Raw genomic sequence first — 19,229 nt, forward strand, 5'->3', positions numbered from 1 at the left:
CGCTCAAGAGGGTACCCGCATTGCGGTAGCAGCTAATGTCAGTCCTCGTGTCCACCCCTGATCGCTCCATCGAAGACGGCTCCGGGAACGACGACTGGTCGCCCGAGGACGACGAGCTGCAGCATCACGTCCCGCTGCCCGTCGAGCTGCCACTGACCGAGAACATCGCCGACGCGGCCCTCGATCTCAAGACGCAGGTAGTGCGGTTCTTGGCGACGGGTGTGCTGTCGGCAATCGTCGACCAGGGCGTCAATCTGATCCTGCATTTCGTGTTCGGCGTCGGGGTGACTCTGGCCAAGGCGATCGGGTTCGTGCTCGGCACCACCACGGCGTATCTGATCAACCGTCGGTGGACGTTCAACGCGGCACCGTCCCGGGCCCGGTTCCTCGCCGTCGTCGCACTGTACGGGGTCACCTTCGCCGTCCAGGTCGGCATCTACACCTGGCTCTACCAGGTTCTTCCCGACGGCTTCTGGTACGCCAACGTGGCTTTCGTCGTCGCGCAGGGAACGGCGACGGTCATCAACTTCCTGGTGCAGCGGTTCGTGATCTTCAAAATTCGGTAACTGTTGTGGGGCGCTGAGTTTCCTTGATCCCGGGCCGATGTCCTGGTTCAATATGGCCTCAGGAGGGGAGTATCCCCCAGCAGCTTCGTCGTCACCACGGCCCGGCAATCCGGGCCCGGCGAGCGGCCCACGTCGGGCGGGAGAGACCTCCAGTTCACAGAACTGGAGGTTGTCATGTCCGTTCCATTCTGGGCTTGGGTGGCAGTACTCGGCTTCATCGTCGCCATGCTCGCGGTCGATTTGTTCGCCCATCGGCGAGCACACGTCATCGGAGTGCGCGAAGCGGCTGTCTGGTCAGGTATCTGGGTCGCTTTCGGCGTCGGATTCGGAGTACTGATCTGGGCCACTGCCGGTGCGGAGTTCGGCCAGCAATACTTTGCCGGCTACCTGATCGAGAAGTCGCTGGCGGTCGACAACGTGTTCGTGTGGGCCATCATCTTCACGTATTTCGCGGTGCCCAGGGAGTTGCAACACCGCGTCCTGTTCTTCGGCGTACTCGGTGCGCTGGTCTTTCGTGGCATCTTCATCGCCGGGGGATCTGCCCTCATCGCCAGCTTCAGCGCGGTGCTCTACCTCTTCGCTGCCTTCTTGATCTTCACCGGATACCGAATGGTGCGTCAGCGCAACGAGCATCTCGATCCCGAACAGTCTCGTACGCTGCGGTTGTTCCGTCGCTACGTTCCCATGACCGACGCGTTCTACGGGCAGAAGTTCGTGGTGCGCATCGGGGGCGTCGCGTTGGCCACTCCGCTGTTGGCGGTGCTGGTCCTCGTCGAAGTCACCGACATCGTCTTCGCTGTCGATTCCATCCCGGCCATCTTCGCCGTCACCGACATCCCCTTCCTGGTGTTCACCGCCAACGCATTCGCCATTCTCGGACTGCGCGCGATGTACTTTCTACTCGCGGACCTGATGCACCGATTCGTGTATCTGAAGGTGGGACTGGCGTTGGTCCTCATCTGGGTCGGCATCAAGATGGCACTCAAGGTCGACGTGTTCTACATCCCCACCGCCGTCTCGCTCGGTGTCATCTCGTCGATTCTCGCGGTCTCCGTGATCCTCAGTTTGCGAGCCACCCGAGGGCAGGATGCGCACCCGCAGGTCGACCAGTCGGCGTCTCCGTTCCGGACGGCGACGGAAACGGAACTTGCTGCGGCTCAACCTTTGTGGAGCACGCGCGGTCGACGGAAAGACCGTCTGTAGCCTTCGCATCGGGTGTTGGGGCGACGCCGCACGACCGCGGTGTCGCCCCAGCAACGACTTACTCAGAAGGTGGGCAGGTTTCCTGCTTCGAGGGCTTCGGTGAGGGTGGGGGCGGCTTTGTCTTTGGCGGAGAGCTCGTAGGTCAGGGGCGATCCGTCGCGGCCGGTGGTGGGCCAGTCGATGCCCAGGGCGGGGTCGAGGGGGTTGATGTCGCGGTCCAGTGCCGGGGTGTATTCGAGGCCGCACAGGTACATGACGGTGGAGTTGTCTTCCAACGACAAGATGGCGTGCCCGAGGCCTTCGGAGAGGAACACTGCTCTGCGGTCGATGTCGTCGATCAGCACGCTGTCCCATTGCCCGAACGTCGGGGAGCCGACGCGTAGGTCGACGATGACGTCGAGGAACGCTCCGCGGGCGCAGGTGACGTATTTCGCTTGCCCGGGTGGGTTGGTGGTGAAGTGGATTCCGCGCAGTACTCCGGCGGCGGAGACCGAGCAGTTCGCCTGCTTCAGGTCCAGGGCTCGCCCGGTGGTTTCCTCGAAGAGGCTCGCTTTGAACCATTCGAAGAACACGCCGCGGTCGTCGCCGAATTGGCGTGGGGTGTATTCGTAGGCGCCGGATATTGTCAGTTCACGAAAGGTCATCGGTTTCCTCGGTCGATCAGGTCCAGCAGGTAGCGGCCGTAGCCGGATTTGACGAGTGTCTCGGCGCGGGCGCGGAGTTCGTCGTCGGTGATGAATCCTCGTCGCCAGGCGACTTCTTCGGGGGATCCGATCTTGAGTCCTTGGCGTTGTTCGATGGTGCGCACGTAGTTGGAGGCGTCGAGGAGGGAGTCGAAGGTGCCGGTGTCGAGCCAGGCGGTGCCGCGGGGGAGGACTTCGACCTGTAGGCGGCCGGCGTCGAGGTAGTGGCGGTTGACGTCGGTGATCTCGTATTCCCCGCGGGCGGAGGGGGCGAGGTCGCGGGCGATGGCGATGACGTCGTTGTCGTAGAAGTACAGGCCGGGGACGGCGTAGTTCGATTTCGGGGCGGTGGGTTTTTCTTCCAACGAGATGGCTTTTCGGTTGTCGTCGAATTCGATGACGCCGTAGGCGGTGGGGTCGGAGACCTCGTAGGCGAAGACGGCGCCGCCGTCGATGGTGTCGAAGCGTGAGAGTTGGGTGCCCAGGCCGGGGCCGTAGAAGATGTTGTCGCCGAGCACCAGGGCGGCGGAGTCGGTGCCGATGTGTTCGGCTCCGAGGACGAAGGCTTGGGCGAGGCCGTTGGGTTCGTGTTGGACCTGGTAGGTCAGGGAGATGCCGAATTGGGAGCCGTCGCCGAGCAGGCGTGCGAACTGGTCGGCGTCCTGGGGTGTGGTGATGATGAGGATCTCGCGGATGCCGGCGAGGATCAGGGTCGAGAGGGGGTAGTAGATCATCGGTTTGTCGTAGACCGGGACCAGCTGTTTGCTCACTCCCATCGTGATCGGATGAAGCCGTGAGCCCGTGCCGCCCGCCAGAATGATTCCCCGCATGAGCCCGAAGTCTTCCAGACCCTCCGATCACCCGCTCGGTCGTGCACCTTCGTTTCCGGCGCGCGAGGTGGCAACTGCCCATAGACTCCGGCCAGCCCTGCCCCGTTCCGACGGAACCGCCCGTCGACCGAACAAAGGACAAGCCACGTGACGACGAGTAGCCAGATCGCCACCGGTGCCACTCAGATCACCGAATTGATGGCCGGAATGACCGACGCCGAACGCGCGTCGGCCACGCCCTGCACGGAGTGGACAGTCGCTGACCTGACGGACCACCTGGTGCACACCGCGGCCAACCTGGTGACGATGGCGCGAGGTGGGGAGATCGACTGGTCGGCCGCACCCGAGCCCTCCTCGGATCCGGTTCCGCTGTGGACCGCCCGGACCCGCGAACTGCTGACCGAGCTCGACGCAGGTTCACCGCTGCCGGCCGGCATGGTCGCTGCTGAACTTTCGGTGCACGCGTGGGACCTTGCGACCGCGCTCGGGCGTGGTACCGACGACTTCGACCAGACCGTGGCGGAGGAGGGGATGGTGTTCATGTCGGCCAATATGACCGATGAGCGCAGGGGTGGTGCCTTCGATCCCGAGCAGCCTGCACCCGACGGAGCAAACGCGTACGAGCGCATCGCGGCTTTTGCCGGGCGTACTGTTCGACGGTCCTACACGTCCAGCGGCGCTCACTCCCACGGGATTCGATAGGGCTGAGACAGGGCTTCGGTCGTCGATGTCGGCCATTCCGACGGCCACACGATCAGCGGATCGGCTGTGAGCTCGTCCACCTCCGGAGGCAGCGGATTCGCGTCCACCTGGATTCGTTCCCAACTGCATTCACCCGACGCGACGCGGCGTGCGTAGTGGATCAGGTCGGCCGACGCTCGCGGTGAGGACGCCACGCGGGCCAGTAGTTCCGTTGTGACGGTCCGGGTTTTCAGGTCTGCGTTCGAGGCGCGTGTACGCGTGGCTTCGAGCTCTCCGCAGGATGCCATCAGTCGGTCGTAGGCAGCGCGGGCGTGCGGAGGCAGTGACTCGATCATGCGTCCCGCCATGGTTCGTCGCCGGTGCCGACGGAGAAGTCCTCGTCCGGTGTGTCGAGTACCGGTCGGATATCCGCGGTCTTGCCCGCTTCGACGGCTTGCGTGCCGTGGTCGAGGAGGTCGTTCAGCGGTCGCAGTGTGTCGTCGATCTTCTGGCCCACCTGGCCTTCGGGGTCGCCGAGCGCGTCGAGGAACCCGCCGAAGTCGTCGACCACCTGCTCGATCTTCACAATGAGATCCTTGGTCAGATCCATTGCCGTCAAGCATATTTCGATGATGCTCTCCACCTGCCATGCAGTGCCGACCACCGGCACTTTCTTGAGCACGACCTTCAGCGCACCGCGGGCGTTGTCGAGGGCCACTTCGGACTCGAGCAATTCGACGATCTTGCGGACCACTGCCAGCGCTGCGCCACGAAGTTGCTCGGCGATGGCTGTACAGATTGCGGCGATCGTTCGGCCGGCATGCCCTTCCCATCGCATTGCGGCGAGTTGTCGGTCGGCATAGTCGGTGAATGCCTGTGCGGCTGCACCGTTCCAGTGACCGTCGACGCGGCGTACTCCTGCAGCCAACGACTCGGCTGCGGCTTCCATGGCGTCGCCCGCAATCTGGTAAGCCTGACCGATTCGACGGATTTCGTTCCAGTTGCCGGTGATAGGAATGGTCGCTTCGCGTAGCGGACTCCACCCGGAGAGTTCGAAGATCGTTCGGTCGATCTCGCCGAGCCACTCGGAGGCATCGGCGAGCACGTCGCGGATGTCGTCGATGACGGGATTGGTTGGAGGATAATCGATTCCGTGAGGATGACCGTAGTCAGCGGCACCGTCGAATTCGTCTACATGCCCGGCCGCGGCGTGATCCGAACTCCCGCGGTCGCTGCCGGGGAGCGGTGGCACAGATGTGTGGGCGTTGAGCAGGTCGTAATTCTTTCGATCTTGATCGGCATACAACCAGGCAGCTTTGTTCAGCTCGGCCCCCATCTCGCCGCAGTTGGCCGACAGGTGAATGTGTCGGGTGCGGGTCATCTCTTGGAAGCGCGCGATATACGGACTCAGCTTCTTCAGAATTTCTCCGACCACGTTCTCGCCGAGGCCCGCGTTGTCGAGTAGATAGTGGTGACTGGCCAGGGTATCGGCACCGATGCGATCGAGAAGATTACCGAGACCGGCGATTTCGGATGTTTTCGCCGCGAGCTGTTCGGTCATTCCGTCGAGCTCTTCCGTAGTGAGGAGATGAGGTCTTCGACGTCTTCGTCGGTCAGTGCGTTCTCGACATCACGGTCGGCAAGCACGACGAAGACCGCGACCTCTGCGGTGGCGAAACCGGTAGTCGTGACGACGTCGAATGTCGCGCGGGGAGGAGGGCAGTACGGCGAATCCGGTATGTCTTCCACCAGGGCTGTGTAGTGGACAGCCGGAGCTCCGTCGATCTGCAGATACTTGGGGTCCCCGATCCGAACGGTGGGTTCCAGAGACCCATCTTCGTTGGTGAAGATCATCGACGCTTTCTGCACTTCTCGATAGGCGAGGACAGTCAAGTCACCGGCACGACGACCGGTCATTCCGCTGATTGCCGAAGACTCGAACTCACCGCCTTCGCAATCGAATCGTCCGTGGAGACCCATTGCGCCGTATGTTGCGGTCGATCCGTCCTCGCCGACCCACTCCGAGAATCCGTCGTTCCAATTCTCCCAGTCAGCCGGAATGTCGTAAGTCCAGCCGAATTTGGTGGCGATGGGCTGCGGCTGCCCGTCGGGTACCTCGATTTGCGGTGGCGGGCGTTCCATCGACGGAAAACCCGGCGGCAGGGGCGGCGGCACTGTCGTCGAGCCCGTGGGTCTGGGTGACACCGGTGGAAGAGTCCGTACACCCTCGTACGGTTCCGGCACTTGCGGAGCCAGCTGCGGAATAGCCCACATGAACCCGAACAGCAGCGTTGTCAGTGCCGCGAGACGGACAAGAATTTTTCCCAGACCCATTGACGTACTCCCCCCGAAGTCGAACAGAAGCTAGCACGCGTGCCCGACAAGAACGGCCCACACGAGCATCCCCCGGTAAAGTGCCTGTTCATGAGAATTCTCGTCACGGGTGGGGCCGGGTTCATCGGCGCGAACTTCGTACATCAGACCCTCGCGCAGCGCCCCGACTCCCAGGTCACCGTGCTCGACAAGCTCACCTACGCCGGCAACAAGGCCTCCCTGGCCCCCGTCGCCGATCGCATCGACTTCGTGCAAGGCGACATCGCCGACGCCGATCTCGTCGACCGCCTCGTTCGCGAGACGGATCTCGTCGTCCACTTCGCCGCCGAATCCCACAACGACAACTCGTTGACCGACCCGTGGCCGTTCGTGCACACCAACGTCATCGGAACCACCACGTTGCTCAACGCGGTCCGCGAGCACGACGTCCGCTACCACCACATCTCCACCGACGAGGTCTACGGCGACCTCGAACTCGACGATCCGGCGAGATTCACCGAATCGACCCCGTACAACCCGTCGAGCCCGTACTCGTCGACCAAGGCGTCGAGTGATCTGCTGGTGCGCGCGTGGACCCGATCGTTCGGGGTCCGCTCCACCATCTCGAACTGCTCCAACAACTACGGCCCGTATCAGCACGTGGAGAAGTTCATCCCGCGTCAGATCACCAATATCCTCAGCGGCTCACGCCCCAAGCTCTACGGTGCCGGGCAGAACGTGCGCGACTGGATCCACGTCGATGACCACAACAGCGCCGTCTGGGCCATCATCGACGGTGGCCGCATCGGCGAGACCTACCTCATCGGAGCCGACGGCGAAGCCAACAACCGCACCGTCCTCGAAGCGATCCTCGAAGAGACCGGCAACGCACCCGACGCCTTCGATTTCGTCACCGACCGCCCCGGCCACGACCTGCGCTACGCCATCGACTCGACCAAACTCCGCACCGAATTGGGTTGGACACCAACCTATGTCGACTTCCGCGCAGGATTGAAAGCGACCGTCGACTGGTACCGCGACAACGAGCAGTGGTGGCGACCGCAGAAGGACGCCACCGAGGCCGTCTATGCGACGAAGGAATCCGTACTGCCCTGAAAATCCGAAACGCTAGCTGCTGCGCGACATCCGATGTCGCAGCAGCAGGTACACGGCTCGCCGCATGAACGAGGTCATGAGTGCCTTGGCGTTGCCGATGCGAACGTCACTGTCGGACAACAACGTCGGGTCGCTCGCCTGGAGGGAGCGGTGGAAGTCGGCGGCCTGACGGGCCTGCTGGGTGGCGAGTTCGACGCTCCACTGTCCCGAGTTGATGCGAAACGACGCCAGCGGCTGGGGAATGGCAACGATGTCGCCGCGCAGCGCTACGGCGATGAAGGTGGCCTGGTCGATCAGATACGGATGATTGTTGTCCCACAGTCCGACTGCGTGCAGTTCCGACAGCTTCATCATGACGCCACCGGGTTCACCGAAGATGTTGGCTCCGGCCCGAACTGCCGTTCTCGCGGCCACTCGACCCGACGTCTTTCCCTGTAGTCCGCCGAGTCCGCGCGCGGCGATGACGGTTTTGCTGTTGGCGTCGATCAACGTGCGTTGCGCGGCGACGAGTACCGCGGTCGGATGGGCGTCGAAAGCCTGTACCTGGGCGGCGAGAGCGGTGCGGTGGATGGTGTCGTCACCGCACACGAGTTTGATCAGCTCGCCCGATGCTTCCTCGGTGACGCGATTCCAGTTGGCCTGTGCCCCGCCGCCCGCGGGTGTGGTGAGGAGGCGAATGCGTGGATCGTCGTACTTCTGGGCAACGGCCAGGGTGCCGTCGGTCGACGAGTGGTCGGCAATGACCAGCTCGAAGTCCGTGAACGTCTGGGCGAGAATCGAATCGATGGTCTCGGCCAGGTATTCGGCGTTGTTGTACGCCGGGACGACGACGGAAACTCGGGGTGTCATGGTGTGGGGTCCTGGCTCTTTCTGCGAAACGAGAAGTCGCGGTAGCCGAAGAAGCTGACGACTGCCATCACTGCTGTGACGACCAATTGGGAAGGGATGGGCGGGAAGTGGAACACCGAGACGGCGAGGGTCATCAGTGAGATGTTGGCGAGGAACGCTCCGAAGTTGACCACGAAGAACCGGAGCAGATCTCTGAAGAAGTGCCCGCGAACGCGAAACACGAGGTAGCGATACATCGCGAACGCGCACAGTACGTTGCAGAGATACCCGAGCACGATGGCGGCGTGGTAGCCGTATCGCTCGCCGATCAGCAACTGCCACACGATGAACCATGCGGTGCCCAGTGCGGTGTTGACGCCGCCGACGAGCAGAAATGCGATCTTCTGATTCTTGACGATGCGCATCAGTGGTCCCGGTGCACCGTTCATGCCGGCCGGAGGCGCGGGAGTCTGCGGTTCGGTCATCGGCCCACCGCCAGTGCCTGACGCGTCGCGAACAGGGTCGAGGCGATACCCGCAGGCAGTGTGCGGTGGGTGCGTCGATCGATCTGCGGCCAGACGGTCGACCGCAGTCGTAGGTCGCGTCCTTGGAACGCCGCGAGGGGAGAGGCCGCAAGCACTACGTTGGGGCGTCGACGAAAGACCGTTCGGCAGGCACCGAGAATGGAACCGATGGTGACGGCCTCACCCGAGGCGAAGATCTTGACGGTCGGAGCGATACGTCGTTCGGCGGAGACGGCGAGGGCGTCGGCCACCATTTCGGCGGCGTCGCTGACGTAGAGGTAATCGCGCAGGGTGTCCATGGGGACGTAGATCGACACCGGTGAGGCCATCAGGTATCCGCGGCACAGGTGCGAGATCAACCCCTGAGGTTTCGCGAGATTCTGTCCCGGGCCGTAGAGGTTGGCGAATCGGCCGACGACAACGTTGACCCCGGTGCGGACGCCGAATTCGGTCGCGACCGACTCGGACTGTAGTTTCGCGAAACCGTAGTCACCCAACGGGATCGGCGGTGTTTCTTCGTCGTGTGGGGCTCCCGGTGCGCCGGCGTAGACGCCTCCGGCAGACGAGGCGAGAAACACCGTTCCGGTGTCCGCGCGGTCCGCAGCGACGGACTCGACCCGGGCCAGTACGGTCCGGATCAGATCGTTCTCTTCGGCGAATTGTGCTGCGCTGGTGCCGTTCACGCCGGCTCCGGCGGCCCAGACGACGTTCCACGCGCCGGTCCGGAACGAGTCGAAGAAGGCCGAACAGCGTTGCAGCAGAGTTTCTTCGGCCAGTGATCGGTCGGACCACGGGATTGCACTGGTGTGCACGTGATGTCCGCGTCGTCGAGCTTCCCGCGTCACCGATGCGCCGAGCAGTCCGCCGCTGCCGACGACCCAGGTGTGCGTCGCGTTCACGCCGGCGGTGCGGGATCGGTCGACGGTTCGGTGCGTCCGAGCGGCCCGTTTCCAGGGTCGGTCACGATCAGGTAGGGCGGCTTGCCCATGGCGGTCTTGACGTTGACGCCGACGTACTCGGCCACCACTCCGAGTGAGAACAGGGTGGCTCCGAAGCCGAACAGCAGGATCACCATCGTCGATGCCCAGCCTCGCACTTCGGCACCGGAATCGAAGACGAAGTACGACACCAGCACGTAGGCGACGAGAACGAGGCCCAGTAGCGCGAACGCGATGCCGATGAAGGACACCAGTCGCAGACCTTTGGTGCCGCTGGAGAGCACCATTCGCCAGAAGTGCGACAGAAGCGTCCGCAGCCGGTATCCCGATCGACGGTCCACTTCTTCTCGCAGGGCTACCGGGCTCGTCGTGACGTCGCCTGCAATCCACCCGAGTGCGATGTCGAGGTATGCCTCGGAGCCGGCGTAGGCGGCAACGGATCGACCGACTTCGCCGAGGACCAGGCGGTAGCTCTGGTAGTCGACGGTGTTGTCTCCGGCCAGAGCCTTGGCGATGAGCCACTTCGCTCCGCGTGAGGCGGCGTTGCGCCAGAGTCCGTGCGGTGCGACGTTCGTCGGCTTGGCGTAGACGACGGTGGACTGCCGGTCGAGGGCGGTATCGAGCATGCCGCCGATCGCGGCCGGGTCATGCTGGCCGTCCTCGTCCATCGTGACGATCCACTCGCCGCCGCTCGAAGCCATGCCGGCGAGGGTGGCGGGGTGTTGGCCGAAGTTACGACTGAGCCACACGCCACGAACGAACGTATGCGCCTCGGTCAGCTGCCGGATCACGGCTGCGGAGTTGTCGGGTCCGTGATCGAACACGAGGAGAACTTCTTCGACGATCATCGGCCGCCCGAGGGGCGTGTGGGTGACCTGCGTCAACGGGATGATCTCGTCCATCAGCGCGCTGAGCGTCCGTTCGCCCTGGTAGACCGGAACCACGATGGAGATGCGGTGCGGAGCAGCAGCGTCGGACGTCACGAGGTCTGACCCTATCTGCTAGACGTCGTACTGCCGAACTCCGGCGCGGAGGGGCGTCGACGTCGTCGAACATCGAGTACGACCAGGCCGATCAGCACCATCACCCCACCGGCCATGGCAGCGAGTCCCAGTCGTTCCCCGGGCGGCCGGAAGGTGAGTTCGAGGTCCGCTGCGTCGGTGCCGGGCGGCAGGTCGACGTACAGGAAGATATCGGCCAGGCCTTTCGTTTGCAGCGGCTCGCCGTTCAGAGTGGCGGTGTAGCCGGGCCAGGCCAACCGCGAGAAGACGACGCTGCCGCCGGCGGGGGCGGAGACGGTGACGTGCTCGGAGTCCGCGTCGGACGAGATCGGGTCGGCGGAGGCGTTCACCGTCGCTACGACGCGTCCCGACGCGGCAGGAATCAATCCATCGACGCGTTCGAGGACGTAGACCTGCCGAGCGGAGTCGGGGGTGGGCGCGGTGACCCACTGCCAGCCTGCGGGCGCGGCCTCCCTCTCGGCCAGCGGATACTGCAGTTTCTGCAGCACGACGCGGTCGAGCTGCATCAGATCGGCATAGGTCTTGCCGGTGTACGGCTCGATCTCGAAGAGCCGGTCGAAGGCGTCGGTGCAGGTCGAACCCTCGTGCTCGAAGCACAGCAGGTTTGCGAAATCGAGGTAGCCGACGGGGGTGTAGGCGTTGACGTAGTCCAGGCCCATCACCTTGGCGGAGTTGCCGTAGACCTGCGAGTGCCACGGCAACTGCGGGTCGTCGGGCCCGTCGGCTTCGGTCTCGGTCAGCGCACGACTGCCGAGCTGCAGCGTCGAGCCCTGCCACTGCGGGAACTGCGCCTTGGCCTCGGACTGCGAGGTGGGGAGCCACCATTTGGCGAACGGCGGTTGGTATCCGGCCACCTGGTACATCGCGATCGGCGCGATCGTGACCAGGATCAGCGCGGCGGTGGCCCGGGTGGAGAAGCGGTGGGCGAGCAGCAGGGCAAGTGCGCCGACCAGCAGGATCGCGAGCGCAGCAACGATGTGGCGGCCGAAGAACTCCGGACCCGACGAGCCGGCACGCAGCAGCAACACCAGCGTCAGCAGGCCGGCGGCGAGCAGTCGGGGCCGCAGCTTGTCCAGAGTTCCGTATCGGCTGATCAGGGTGACGACGAGGATCAACGCGACGATGGCGACGAAGGGGAGGATGCGCGCGGGCCAGCGGATGGGGCCGATGTCGCTGGGGCCCGCGGTGAAGATCAGCGCGAACGCTAACAGAATCAGTGGTGCGGCCAGCTCACGCAACGCCGTGGGCACCCGACGCCACGCGATGAACGCGAGCGCAGGGACGAGGAACCAGGCGATGTAGGTGACCGGGGCTTCGGTGGTCTCGCCTGCCCACGATTCGATGCTGGTCACGGCCGTCGGGATACTGGCGGTCAACGATTCCGACCACGGTGCCGTCAGGAAGTTGTCGTTGAACGTTCCCTCGTCACCGCTGCGCCACGTGACCGCGGAGGTCAGTACTCCCGGCAGGAAGGTGACGGCCCCGCAGGCGGCCGCGGCGATGCCGACGCTGCACACCTTCAGCGCCGGACGCCACAGGCGCTGGAACAACCGTTCGCCGATCGCGACCGAGCCGATCATGACGCCGGCCATGACCGCGGCGTGGACGTATCCCACGCTGATGGCCAGGTAGAGGAACACGAACGGCACGACGGGGCCGCTGTGGCCGCGGGCGTACTTCACCGAGCTCGCCCATGCGTTGGTGATGTACGCGGTGCCGATGAGGGCCGTCACCCACGAGGTGTTCTCGAAGAACAGGGTGAAGCCGACGAACGGTGCGCTTGCGCCTGCGACGGCGGCCCAGTTGGCGCGTGCCCCGTAGACGAGCGCGACGCGGTACACACCCCAGGCCAGCAGGATCGAGAAGCCCAGTTTGACGACCGTCGCGAGCAGGACCAGGTTGTCGATCGAGGGCGAGACGTAGTTGATCGCCATCTGCACCGGGTTCCACAGTCCGCCCTGGCCTTCGACGGGATAGTTGCCCGCCATCCACTGATCGAGCACGAGGGACGGGAAGTGACCGTCGCGCATGATGCGCCCGAGTTGAAGCCAGTTGGGGATGGCACCGGATTCGGTGTCGTCGATGTAGAAGAAGCGAGGGTCGACGCTGAGCACCAAGAGATAGCCCAACACGACGACGGCAGCAATTGCCGCTCCCCATACGAGGCGCTCTCGTCTGCTGTCGGGCAGGGAGCTGCTCGCGATCTGGGTATCCGTGGTGGGCAAGGGTCAACTCCGTGAGTTCGGGCAAAGACACCCGACTGTAGCTGTCGTCTTGCTCCCGAGCCGAAACGCCGACGCATGCATCACGCAGATGTCCGCAGGAAAGCGGCTATTGCGAGTGACCACTCTCTAAGTTACTGTTTCGTCATTCTATGACGGAGGTCACATGAACCCGAACATTCTTTTCGATGTCGTCATCATTGGCGGAACCGTGTACGACGGATCCGGCGGTCCTGGAGTTCGAGCGGATGTGGGCATCGTCGACGGCGTCGTGCGGGCCGTGTCGTCCACTCCTCTCGAGCCGAGCGCGACGACCGAGGTGGTCGATGCCACCGGCAAGTGGGTCACGCCGGGCTTCGTGGACGTACACACCCATTACGACGCAGAGGTGTTGGTCGGGCCGGGTCTCGAAGAGTCCGTCCGGCACGGGGTCACGACGGTTCTCCTGGGCAACTGTTCGTTGTCGACGCTCTATTCCACTCCGGTCGACATCGCGGACCTGTTCAGTCGGGTCGAGGCGCTGCCGCGAGATCATGTCCTCAAAGCCGTCGATGCGCACAAAAATTGGAACAGTCCCGACGAGTACATCGCAGCCCTCGAGCGCCTGCCTCTCGGGCCCAATATTGCTGCGTTGGTCGGTCATTCGGATCTGCGCGCGCACGTGATGGGGTTGGATCGCTCAACCGATCGCAGTCAGAAGCCCACTCGCGAGGAATGGCATGCCATGTCCGACGCGCTCGAGAAGGCGCTCGATGCCGGGCTGCTCGGAATGTCGACCATGACGAACCCGTGGGACAAGTTGGACGGCGATCGATACCGGTCTCGTTCGTTACCGTCCTCGTATGCGCGGTGGAGCGAATTCCGTTCTCTGCACAAGATTCTGCGTCGACGCGGTCGGTTGTTGCAGAGCATTCCGAACCTGAACACCAAGTACGACATGTTGTTCTTCCTCGCCTCGGCCACCGGGGTCGGCCGCACTCCGCTCAAGATCTCGTTGCTGGCGGCGGCCGATGCCAAGGCGTCGCCGTGGATCCATCGCGTCTTCGGCCCGCTCGCCCGGATGGTCAACGGCCCGGGCAAGGGCCAGTTCCGCTGGCAGCACCTCCCCACCACGTTCGACGTGTATTCCGACGGCATCGATCTCGTGGTGTTCGAGGAGTTCGGCTCCGGCCGCGCCGCGCTACATCTGCGAGAAGAGTTGGGACGCAACGAGTTGCTGTCCGACGAGGCCTACCGACGCTGGTTCCGTGCCGACTTCGAGAAGAAGTTCAGCTCGCGCGTCTGGCATCGTGACTTCGCCGACGCCGAGATCACCGAATGCCCCGACGCGTCGGTCGTCGGAAAGAACATCGCGGAGGTCGCAGCCGAACGTGGTGTGCACGTGGTCGACGCATTCCTCGATCTGGTGGTCGAGCACGGCCGAAAGTTGCGCTGGCACACGACGGTTGCCAATCACCGCAAGCGGCAGATGGACAAGCTGATCAATCAGCCCGGGGTGACCGTGGGTTTCTCCGATGCCGGCGCTCATCTGCGCAACATGGCGTTCTACAACTTCGGCATTCGGTTGCTGCACCGCGTGCACGACGCGCGAAACGATCGCCGGCCGTTCATGACCGTGGAGAAGGCCGTGCACAAGCTCAGCGGCGAACTGGCCGACTTCTACGGTGTCGACGCCGGTCACCTGCGGGTGGGGGACCGTGCCGATATCGTCGTGATCGACCCGGAGGGCCTGAACGAGGATGTCCTGGCCTATCGCGAGGAGACCATGCCGGAATTCGGTGGCCTGAGCCGCATGGTCAATCGCAACGACCGAGCAGTCACCGCCACTCTGGTCGCGGGCCGAGTGGTGTTCTCCGGCGGCACCTTTGCGCCCTGGTTCGGTGTGTCGGAGCGGGCCGGTAGCTTCCTGCGGGCAGGCACTCCCACGGCCCCGCGACGCCGGGAGCGTGTGTGAGTGGCGAGTCAACACCAGCGCCGAACCGAGACCATCGGAAAACTGCTCGACGCGACTATCGCATCGTTGTGCGAGAAGGGTTACGCCGCAACCAGTGTCAGTGAAATCGTCAGCCGGGCCGGGGTGTCGTCCGGTGCCATGTTTCGGCATTTCGACACCAGGCTCGACCTGATCGTCGCCGCAGCCGACGAGGTTCGTCGACGTCAGTTCGAGGAGTTTCGCCGCGGCCTGTCCGGTTTCGGTAGTGCGTCCATCGAGCACTGTCTCGAACTGCTCAGAGCAGCGTGCCGCGCCCCGATCAACGGGGCCTGGTACGAGCTGTTGACCGCCGCCCGCAGCGACGACGAGCTGCGAGAGAGACTGCAGCCGTTCACCGTTCGATATCACGAGCAGATCGCCGAACTTGCTCGTGCGCTTCCCGTTGCCGGCGTGATCGATCCGCAGCATCTGGAAACGGTGGTCTTCAGCGTCGTCCACCTGCTCGACGGCGAGGCGTTGGCAGCCGTGGTCCATCCGCAGCCCGAGCAGGAAGCCATGCGGCTGAAGATGATTGCTCACCTGTTGCGTGGCGGCGCACTGCATGCCCTGACCGACGCGGGATGACCCACTGGACGGTGCGCATCGCCGGTGCCGAGCTTCCCGTTTTCGAGTACGGGAACCCGACAGCCCGCTCGACGGTGTTGCTGGTGCACGGCTATCCCGATAACCATCACGTGTTCGATCCGCTGATCACCGCGCTCGGCGACACGGTCCGGGTGATCGCCTACGACACACGAGGCAGCGGAGCGTCCGTGCTGGAGCCTGCGGCAGACGTCGCCATCGAGCAGCTGGCGCGGGACGCCTTCGCGGTGGTCGAGTCGATTCCGGGCCTGACCGGCAAGGTCCACGTCTTCGCCCACGACTGGGGGTCGGTCCAGATGTGGGAGGCGATGGCCTCGCCTCGGGCGAGCACCGCATTCGCGTCGTACACGTCGGTGTCGGGGCCGAGTCTGGATCATCTGCGGCAGGTGGCACGGGCGCGGTCGGTTCGGCCGCATCGGTGGCCGTCACTGGTGGGGCAGTTGGCCAGGTCCTGGTACGTCTTCGGGTTTCACGTGCCCGTCCTGCGATCGCGAATACCGGCTCTGCTGGCCCGACTGCAGGCCGAGGGCGAGCCGACCCCGACGGCGGCCGACCAGCAGCGCGGCATCGCGCTGTACCGGGCCAACGTGCTGCGGCGGGTGTTCCGTGGACCCGATCCGCGGTGCTTCGTCCCGACCACCGTGGTGGTCCCGACACACGACCCGATGCTGTCGACGAACCTTACCGAGGGTCTCGATCGGTGGATCCCCGACCTGCGCGTCGTTCACGTCGAGGCGGGCCACTGGTGGCCGTACACGCACCCGGCCGATGCCGCTCGTGTGCTGCTGGAGAGGGTGCGGGAAGGGGAGTAGGTGGCGGGCAGTGCGGCGAGCGTCGGACGGATCGGCCTCGGGCTGTGCAACCATGGTCAGTGGTCTTCTTCTCGGTACGGCCACACCTGTGATCGCTCGAACTGTCACTACTCGAACTGGATGGGGTATTTCTCGGTATGGACGGCACTGCTCTCGATCGTCTCGGTTCCTCGGACGTGCCGGCTGCCGCCGGCGGTGACGACACGGCCGAACTGACAGTTCAGAGGCTTCTGTTCGACGGCCCGTCGCCCCTGGTCAGCGCAGACATGTACAGCGAGGTCAGGAAGGGCAACGCCGAGCGCACCCGCACCGGTATCCGGATCGCCAAGCGCAGCGTCGTACATACCAACAGCTACTTCGGACGGTTCCCGGCCAGCTACTGGCAGCGGTGGACGACGGTCACCGAGGTGGTGTTCCGGGCGACCGTCGCCGGTGCCGGCCGGATCGATCTGGTGGCCACGGACTACAAGGGTCACGAGCGCACGATGGCCAGCACAACGGTCGATTCCGCGAACGCGTCGACGCGATTGGCCGTTCCCGTCGCCACCACGCAGTTCCTCGACGGCGGCGCGCTGTACGTCCGCTTCACCACCACATCGAGCGAGTTGTCTGTGCAGGACGCGGAGTGGACCGTCGCCGCACCGGAGAAGTTGCGCCCCACCTCGGTGGTGATCTGCACGTTCAACCGCGCCGACGACTGCGCCAACACAGTCGCAGCCATGGCCGACGATCCCATCGCTCTCCTCGGTGTCGACAACGTCTACGTCGTCGATCAGGGCACCGATCAGGTGCAGACGCGGGAGAAGTTCCAGCGCGTGGCGGCCGAGCTCGGCGACAAGCTCGTCTACATCACGCAGCCCAACCTCGGCGGCGCGGGCGGATTCACTCGCGGGCTCTACGAGGTGCAGGGCAAGGGCGGCGATCCGGCCAACGTGATCTTCATGGACGACGACGTGCTGTGCGAGCCCGAGGCGATCGTGCGCATGAACTCGTTCGCCAACATGACCGTCGAGCCGGCGATCATCGGCGCCCAGATGCTGTACCTGCTGCACCCCGACCGCGTGCACGTCGGTGCCGAGGTGGCCAACCTGCAGAAGCTCGAGGCCGGAGTCCACGTCAAGAACGCGGTATCGGACAAGAGCGCATTCAAGCGCAAGCGTCAGCAGGACGTCCGCGTGGACGCCGGATACAACGGCTGGTGGTCGTGCCTCATCCCGTCGGAGATCGTCGGGCAGGTCGGCTACCCGTTGCCGCTGTTCTTCCAGTGGGACGACATCGAGTACGGATATCGTTCGCGCGCAAACGGATTCGCCACCGTCACGCTGCCGGGCGCAGCGGTGTGGCACGCCGACTTCGCGTGGAAGGACTGGGACGAGTGGCACCGCTACTTCAACCTGCGCAACGGCATGATCACCGCCGCCCTGCACATCGAACTCGACGGTAAGACGCTCGCCAAGCAGCTGTTCACCGACCTGCTTCGCTACCTGGTGTCGATGCAGTACGGCATGGCGTACACGCTGATCAAGTCCGTCGAGGACTTCCTGGCCGGTCCGGAACATCTGCTCGACGGCGGCATGGACGCGGCCGGTTCCATCCGGCGTGAGCGCGCGGCGTACGGAGAAACCAAGCGACACAACGCCAACGACGTTCCGGGGGTGCGTCCGGCCGATATGTTCATCACCCCGGCCGGCCCGCACCCGAAGAAGAGCATGGAGTTCGCCGTGCTCGCCAAGCGCGTCCTCAACCAGTGGCGCGGCACGGTCGATCCGGGCCCCGTTTCCATCTCCGCCGACGACGCGCACTGGTGGCACGTCTCGCTGTTCTCCCACGCGATCGTCACCGACCGCTCGCAAGAGGGCGTCCGAGTTCGCAAGCGCAACAAGGCACATGCCGTCGAGCTGCTCAAGCGCGGTGTGTCGGCACTCAAGCGTCTGCGCACCGAGACACCCGCAGTGGCGGCGTCGTACCGCGCCGCCGTCCCACAGCTGACGAGCCGCGAGAACTGGGCTCGTCTCTACGGGCAGTAGCTAGTTCGACCGGACCTTGGGTGCCGTGCGAATCCGTACGACGACCTGTTCGTTGTCGGCGGTGTACCCGAGGTAGTCGAATTCGGTGCCGGTGCGTGCGACGAATTCCGTCCACGCCCGGTACTCGTGGTTGCGCCAGCCGGGGAAGTTGAAGTACTCGTCGAACACGATGACGGTGCCCACTGCGAGTCGATCGGCCACGAGGTCCAGCACGGTGACCGTCGACGAGTACAGGTCGGCGTCGAGGTGCAGGAAGGCCAACTTCTCGTGGTGGCCCTTCAGGAATCCCGGCAGCGAATCCTCGAACAGCCCCGGGACGATCTGTGCGCCGGGCACTTCGGGGATGGTGTCCTGCTCGAACAGTCCCTTCGGGAAGCCCGTACGCCAGGTTTCGGGTAGGCCGGAGAACACGTCGAATCCGGCGACGACGGTGATGTCCTTACGCGACGCCAATTCCTCGGCGATGATCTCGAGCGTCGTCCCGCTGGCCACTCCGAACTCGAGCGCCATGCCGCGGATGGAGACCTCGCCGAGGGCGAATCGCAGCGTGGCGTGCGGCCGTAGGAAGGTCGGTGCCTCCGGCATCATCTCTTCGGCGAACTCTGCGCTCTGAGCGGCGGCCTCGACATCGGAGGCGTACGGAATGTCGCGACGCATCCGCATCTCGAGACCGCGAATGAAGGCGTGCAGATCGTCGATCTCACGTCGTTGACGTTCGAGGACGTCGAGCAATTTCGCTTGCTGATCGCTGGTCTGCTCGGCCAGCTGCGCGGTCTGCTGCGCCAGAACCTCACCTATTGCTCGTTGAAGTTTTTCTCGAGCCGACGACTTGATGCGATCCGCGAGCTTCCGAGGTTCCGTCATGGGCACACGGTAGCCGGTGAGGGCG

19 protein-coding genes are annotated in these 19,229 nt (G+C 64.4%); 8 read left to right on the forward strand and 11 right to left on the reverse strand.

The window, feature by feature from the left end; genetic code table 11:
• Nucleotides 1-47 precede the first annotated feature (47 nt).
• Both CH285_RS26785 and CH285_RS26790 read left to right on the forward strand, forming a co-directional pair.
• The gene (locus CH285_RS26785; protein WP_080729430.1) at nt 48-566 is read left to right on the forward strand and encodes a GtrA family protein; all 519 of its coding nucleotides are present in this window, start codon (nt 48-50) and stop codon (nt 564-566) included.
• 174 nt (nt 567-740) lie between these two features.
• Complete coding sequence (locus CH285_RS26790; protein ID WP_032385366.1) at nt 741-1,769, forward strand: TerC family protein; 1,029 nt, start codon at nt 741-743, stop codon at nt 1,767-1,769.
• 62 nt (nt 1,770-1,831) lie between these two features.
• On the opposite strand, the gene CH285_RS26795 is transcribed toward CH285_RS26790, so the two are convergent.
• Together CH285_RS26795 and rfbA are read right to left on the reverse strand one after the other, a co-directional pair.
• On the reverse strand, nt 1,832-2,413 hold the full coding sequence (locus tag CH285_RS26795; RefSeq protein WP_032388096.1) for a dTDP-4-dehydrorhamnose 3,5-epimerase family protein: 582 nt from the start codon (nt 2,411-2,413) through the stop codon (nt 1,832-1,834).
• Nucleotides 2,410-3,282, reverse strand: coding sequence for a glucose-1-phosphate thymidylyltransferase RfbA (rfbA, locus tag CH285_RS26800; protein ID WP_032388095.1), 873 nt, complete (start codon nt 3,280-3,282; stop codon nt 2,410-2,412). The genes CH285_RS26795 and rfbA overlap by 4 nt, the downstream gene beginning before the upstream one ends.
• A 147-nt stretch (nt 3,283-3,429) precedes the next feature.
• Between rfbA and CH285_RS26805 the strand changes: the two genes are divergently transcribed.
• Nucleotides 3,430-3,984, forward strand: a complete 555-nt coding sequence (locus CH285_RS26805; RefSeq protein WP_052066145.1) for a maleylpyruvate isomerase family mycothiol-dependent enzyme — start codon at nt 3,430-3,432, stop codon at nt 3,982-3,984.
• Here the strand turns inward: CH285_RS26805 and CH285_RS26810 are convergent.
• The 3 genes from CH285_RS26810 to CH285_RS28115 are packed head-to-tail and all read right to left on the reverse strand — an operon-like array spanning nt 3,963 to nt 6,297.
• Nucleotides 3,963-4,319: a hypothetical protein gene (locus CH285_RS26810; RefSeq protein ID WP_032388164.1), complete on the reverse strand. Its 357-nt coding sequence runs from the start codon at nt 4,317-4,319 to the stop codon at nt 3,963-3,965. The two genes, CH285_RS26805 and CH285_RS26810, sit on opposite strands and share 22 nt — an antisense overlap.
• Entirely contained in the window at nt 4,316-5,524 is a 1,209-nt protein-coding gene (locus tag CH285_RS26815; protein ID WP_094643107.1) for a WXG100 family type VII secretion target, read from the reverse strand. Before CH285_RS26815 ends, CH285_RS26810 begins: the two co-directional genes overlap by 4 nt.
• Entirely contained in the window at nt 5,521-6,297 is a 777-nt protein-coding gene (locus CH285_RS28115; RefSeq protein ID WP_052066143.1) for a hypothetical protein, read from the reverse strand. The genes CH285_RS26815 and CH285_RS28115 overlap by 4 nt, the downstream gene beginning before the upstream one ends.
• A 90-nt stretch (nt 6,298-6,387) precedes the next feature.
• Here CH285_RS28115 and rfbB point away from each other — a divergent pair, with 90 nt between their 5' ends.
• The gene (gene rfbB, locus CH285_RS26830) at nt 6,388-7,392 is read left to right on the forward strand and encodes a dTDP-glucose 4,6-dehydratase (protein ID WP_032388162.1); all 1,005 of its coding nucleotides are present in this window, start codon (nt 6,388-6,390) and stop codon (nt 7,390-7,392) included.
• A gap of 12 nt (nt 7,393-7,404) precedes the next feature.
• On the opposite strand, the gene CH285_RS26835 is transcribed toward rfbB, so the two are convergent.
• From CH285_RS26835 to CH285_RS26855, 5 genes are read right to left on the reverse strand one after another with little or no spacing between them, the layout of a single operon-like run.
• Entirely contained in the window at nt 7,405-8,241 is an 837-nt protein-coding gene (locus tag CH285_RS26835) for a glycosyltransferase family 2 protein (RefSeq protein ID WP_032388093.1), read from the reverse strand.
• On the reverse strand, nt 8,238-8,705 hold the full coding sequence (locus CH285_RS26840) for a GtrA family protein (RefSeq protein WP_032374162.1): 468 nt from the start codon (nt 8,703-8,705) through the stop codon (nt 8,238-8,240). The genes CH285_RS26835 and CH285_RS26840 overlap by 4 nt, the downstream gene beginning before the upstream one ends.
• Nucleotides 8,702-9,643, reverse strand: coding sequence for an NAD-dependent epimerase/dehydratase family protein (locus CH285_RS26845; protein WP_032388092.1), 942 nt, complete (start codon nt 9,641-9,643; stop codon nt 8,702-8,704). The genes CH285_RS26840 and CH285_RS26845 overlap by 4 nt, the downstream gene beginning before the upstream one ends.
• A complete protein-coding gene (locus CH285_RS26850; protein WP_032367283.1) occupies nt 9,640-10,635 on the reverse strand; it encodes a glycosyltransferase in 996 nt (331 codons plus the stop codon). Before CH285_RS26850 ends, CH285_RS26845 begins: the two co-directional genes overlap by 4 nt.
• A gap of 41 nt (nt 10,636-10,676) precedes the next feature.
• Nucleotides 10,677-12,929, reverse strand: coding sequence for a hypothetical protein (locus tag CH285_RS26855; protein ID WP_094643104.1), 2,253 nt, complete (start codon nt 12,927-12,929; stop codon nt 10,677-10,679).
• A 163-nt stretch (nt 12,930-13,092) separates the two neighbouring features.
• Here CH285_RS26855 and CH285_RS26860 point away from each other — a divergent pair, with 163 nt between their 5' ends.
• The 4 genes from CH285_RS26860 (at nt 13,093) to CH285_RS26875 (ending at nt 18,340) form a co-directional block, all read left to right on the forward strand.
• The gene (locus CH285_RS26860) at nt 13,093-14,880 is read left to right on the forward strand and encodes an N-acyl-D-amino-acid deacylase family protein (RefSeq protein WP_032388091.1); all 1,788 of its coding nucleotides are present in this window, start codon (nt 13,093-13,095) and stop codon (nt 14,878-14,880) included.
• Nucleotides 14,881-15,483 carry a TetR/AcrR family transcriptional regulator gene (locus CH285_RS26865; RefSeq protein ID WP_032388090.1) on the forward strand — a complete coding sequence of 201 codons (603 nt, stop codon included), beginning with the start codon at nt 14,881-14,883 and terminating at the stop codon, nt 15,481-15,483.
• The gene (locus CH285_RS26870; protein ID WP_032388089.1) at nt 15,480-16,313 is read left to right on the forward strand and encodes an alpha/beta fold hydrolase; all 834 of its coding nucleotides are present in this window, start codon (nt 15,480-15,482) and stop codon (nt 16,311-16,313) included. Before CH285_RS26865 ends, CH285_RS26870 begins: the two co-directional genes overlap by 4 nt.
• Nucleotides 16,314-16,450: 137 nt before the next feature.
• On the forward strand, nt 16,451-18,340 hold the full coding sequence (locus tag CH285_RS26875) for a glycosyltransferase (RefSeq protein ID WP_094643103.1): 1,890 nt from the start codon (nt 16,451-16,453) through the stop codon (nt 18,338-18,340).
• Here CH285_RS26875 and CH285_RS26880 read toward each other — a convergent pair whose 3' ends face one another.
• Nucleotides 18,341-19,204, reverse strand: a complete 864-nt coding sequence (locus CH285_RS26880; protein ID WP_032366779.1) for a TylF/MycF/NovP-related O-methyltransferase — start codon at nt 19,202-19,204, stop codon at nt 18,341-18,343.
• Between the last annotated feature and the right edge of the window lie 25 nt (nt 19,205-19,229).

Source organism: Rhodococcus sp. 05-2256-B1 (assembly GCF_002258465.1).
GTDB classification, from domain to species: domain Bacteria; phylum Actinomycetota; class Actinomycetes; order Mycobacteriales; family Mycobacteriaceae; genus Rhodococcoides; species Rhodococcoides fascians.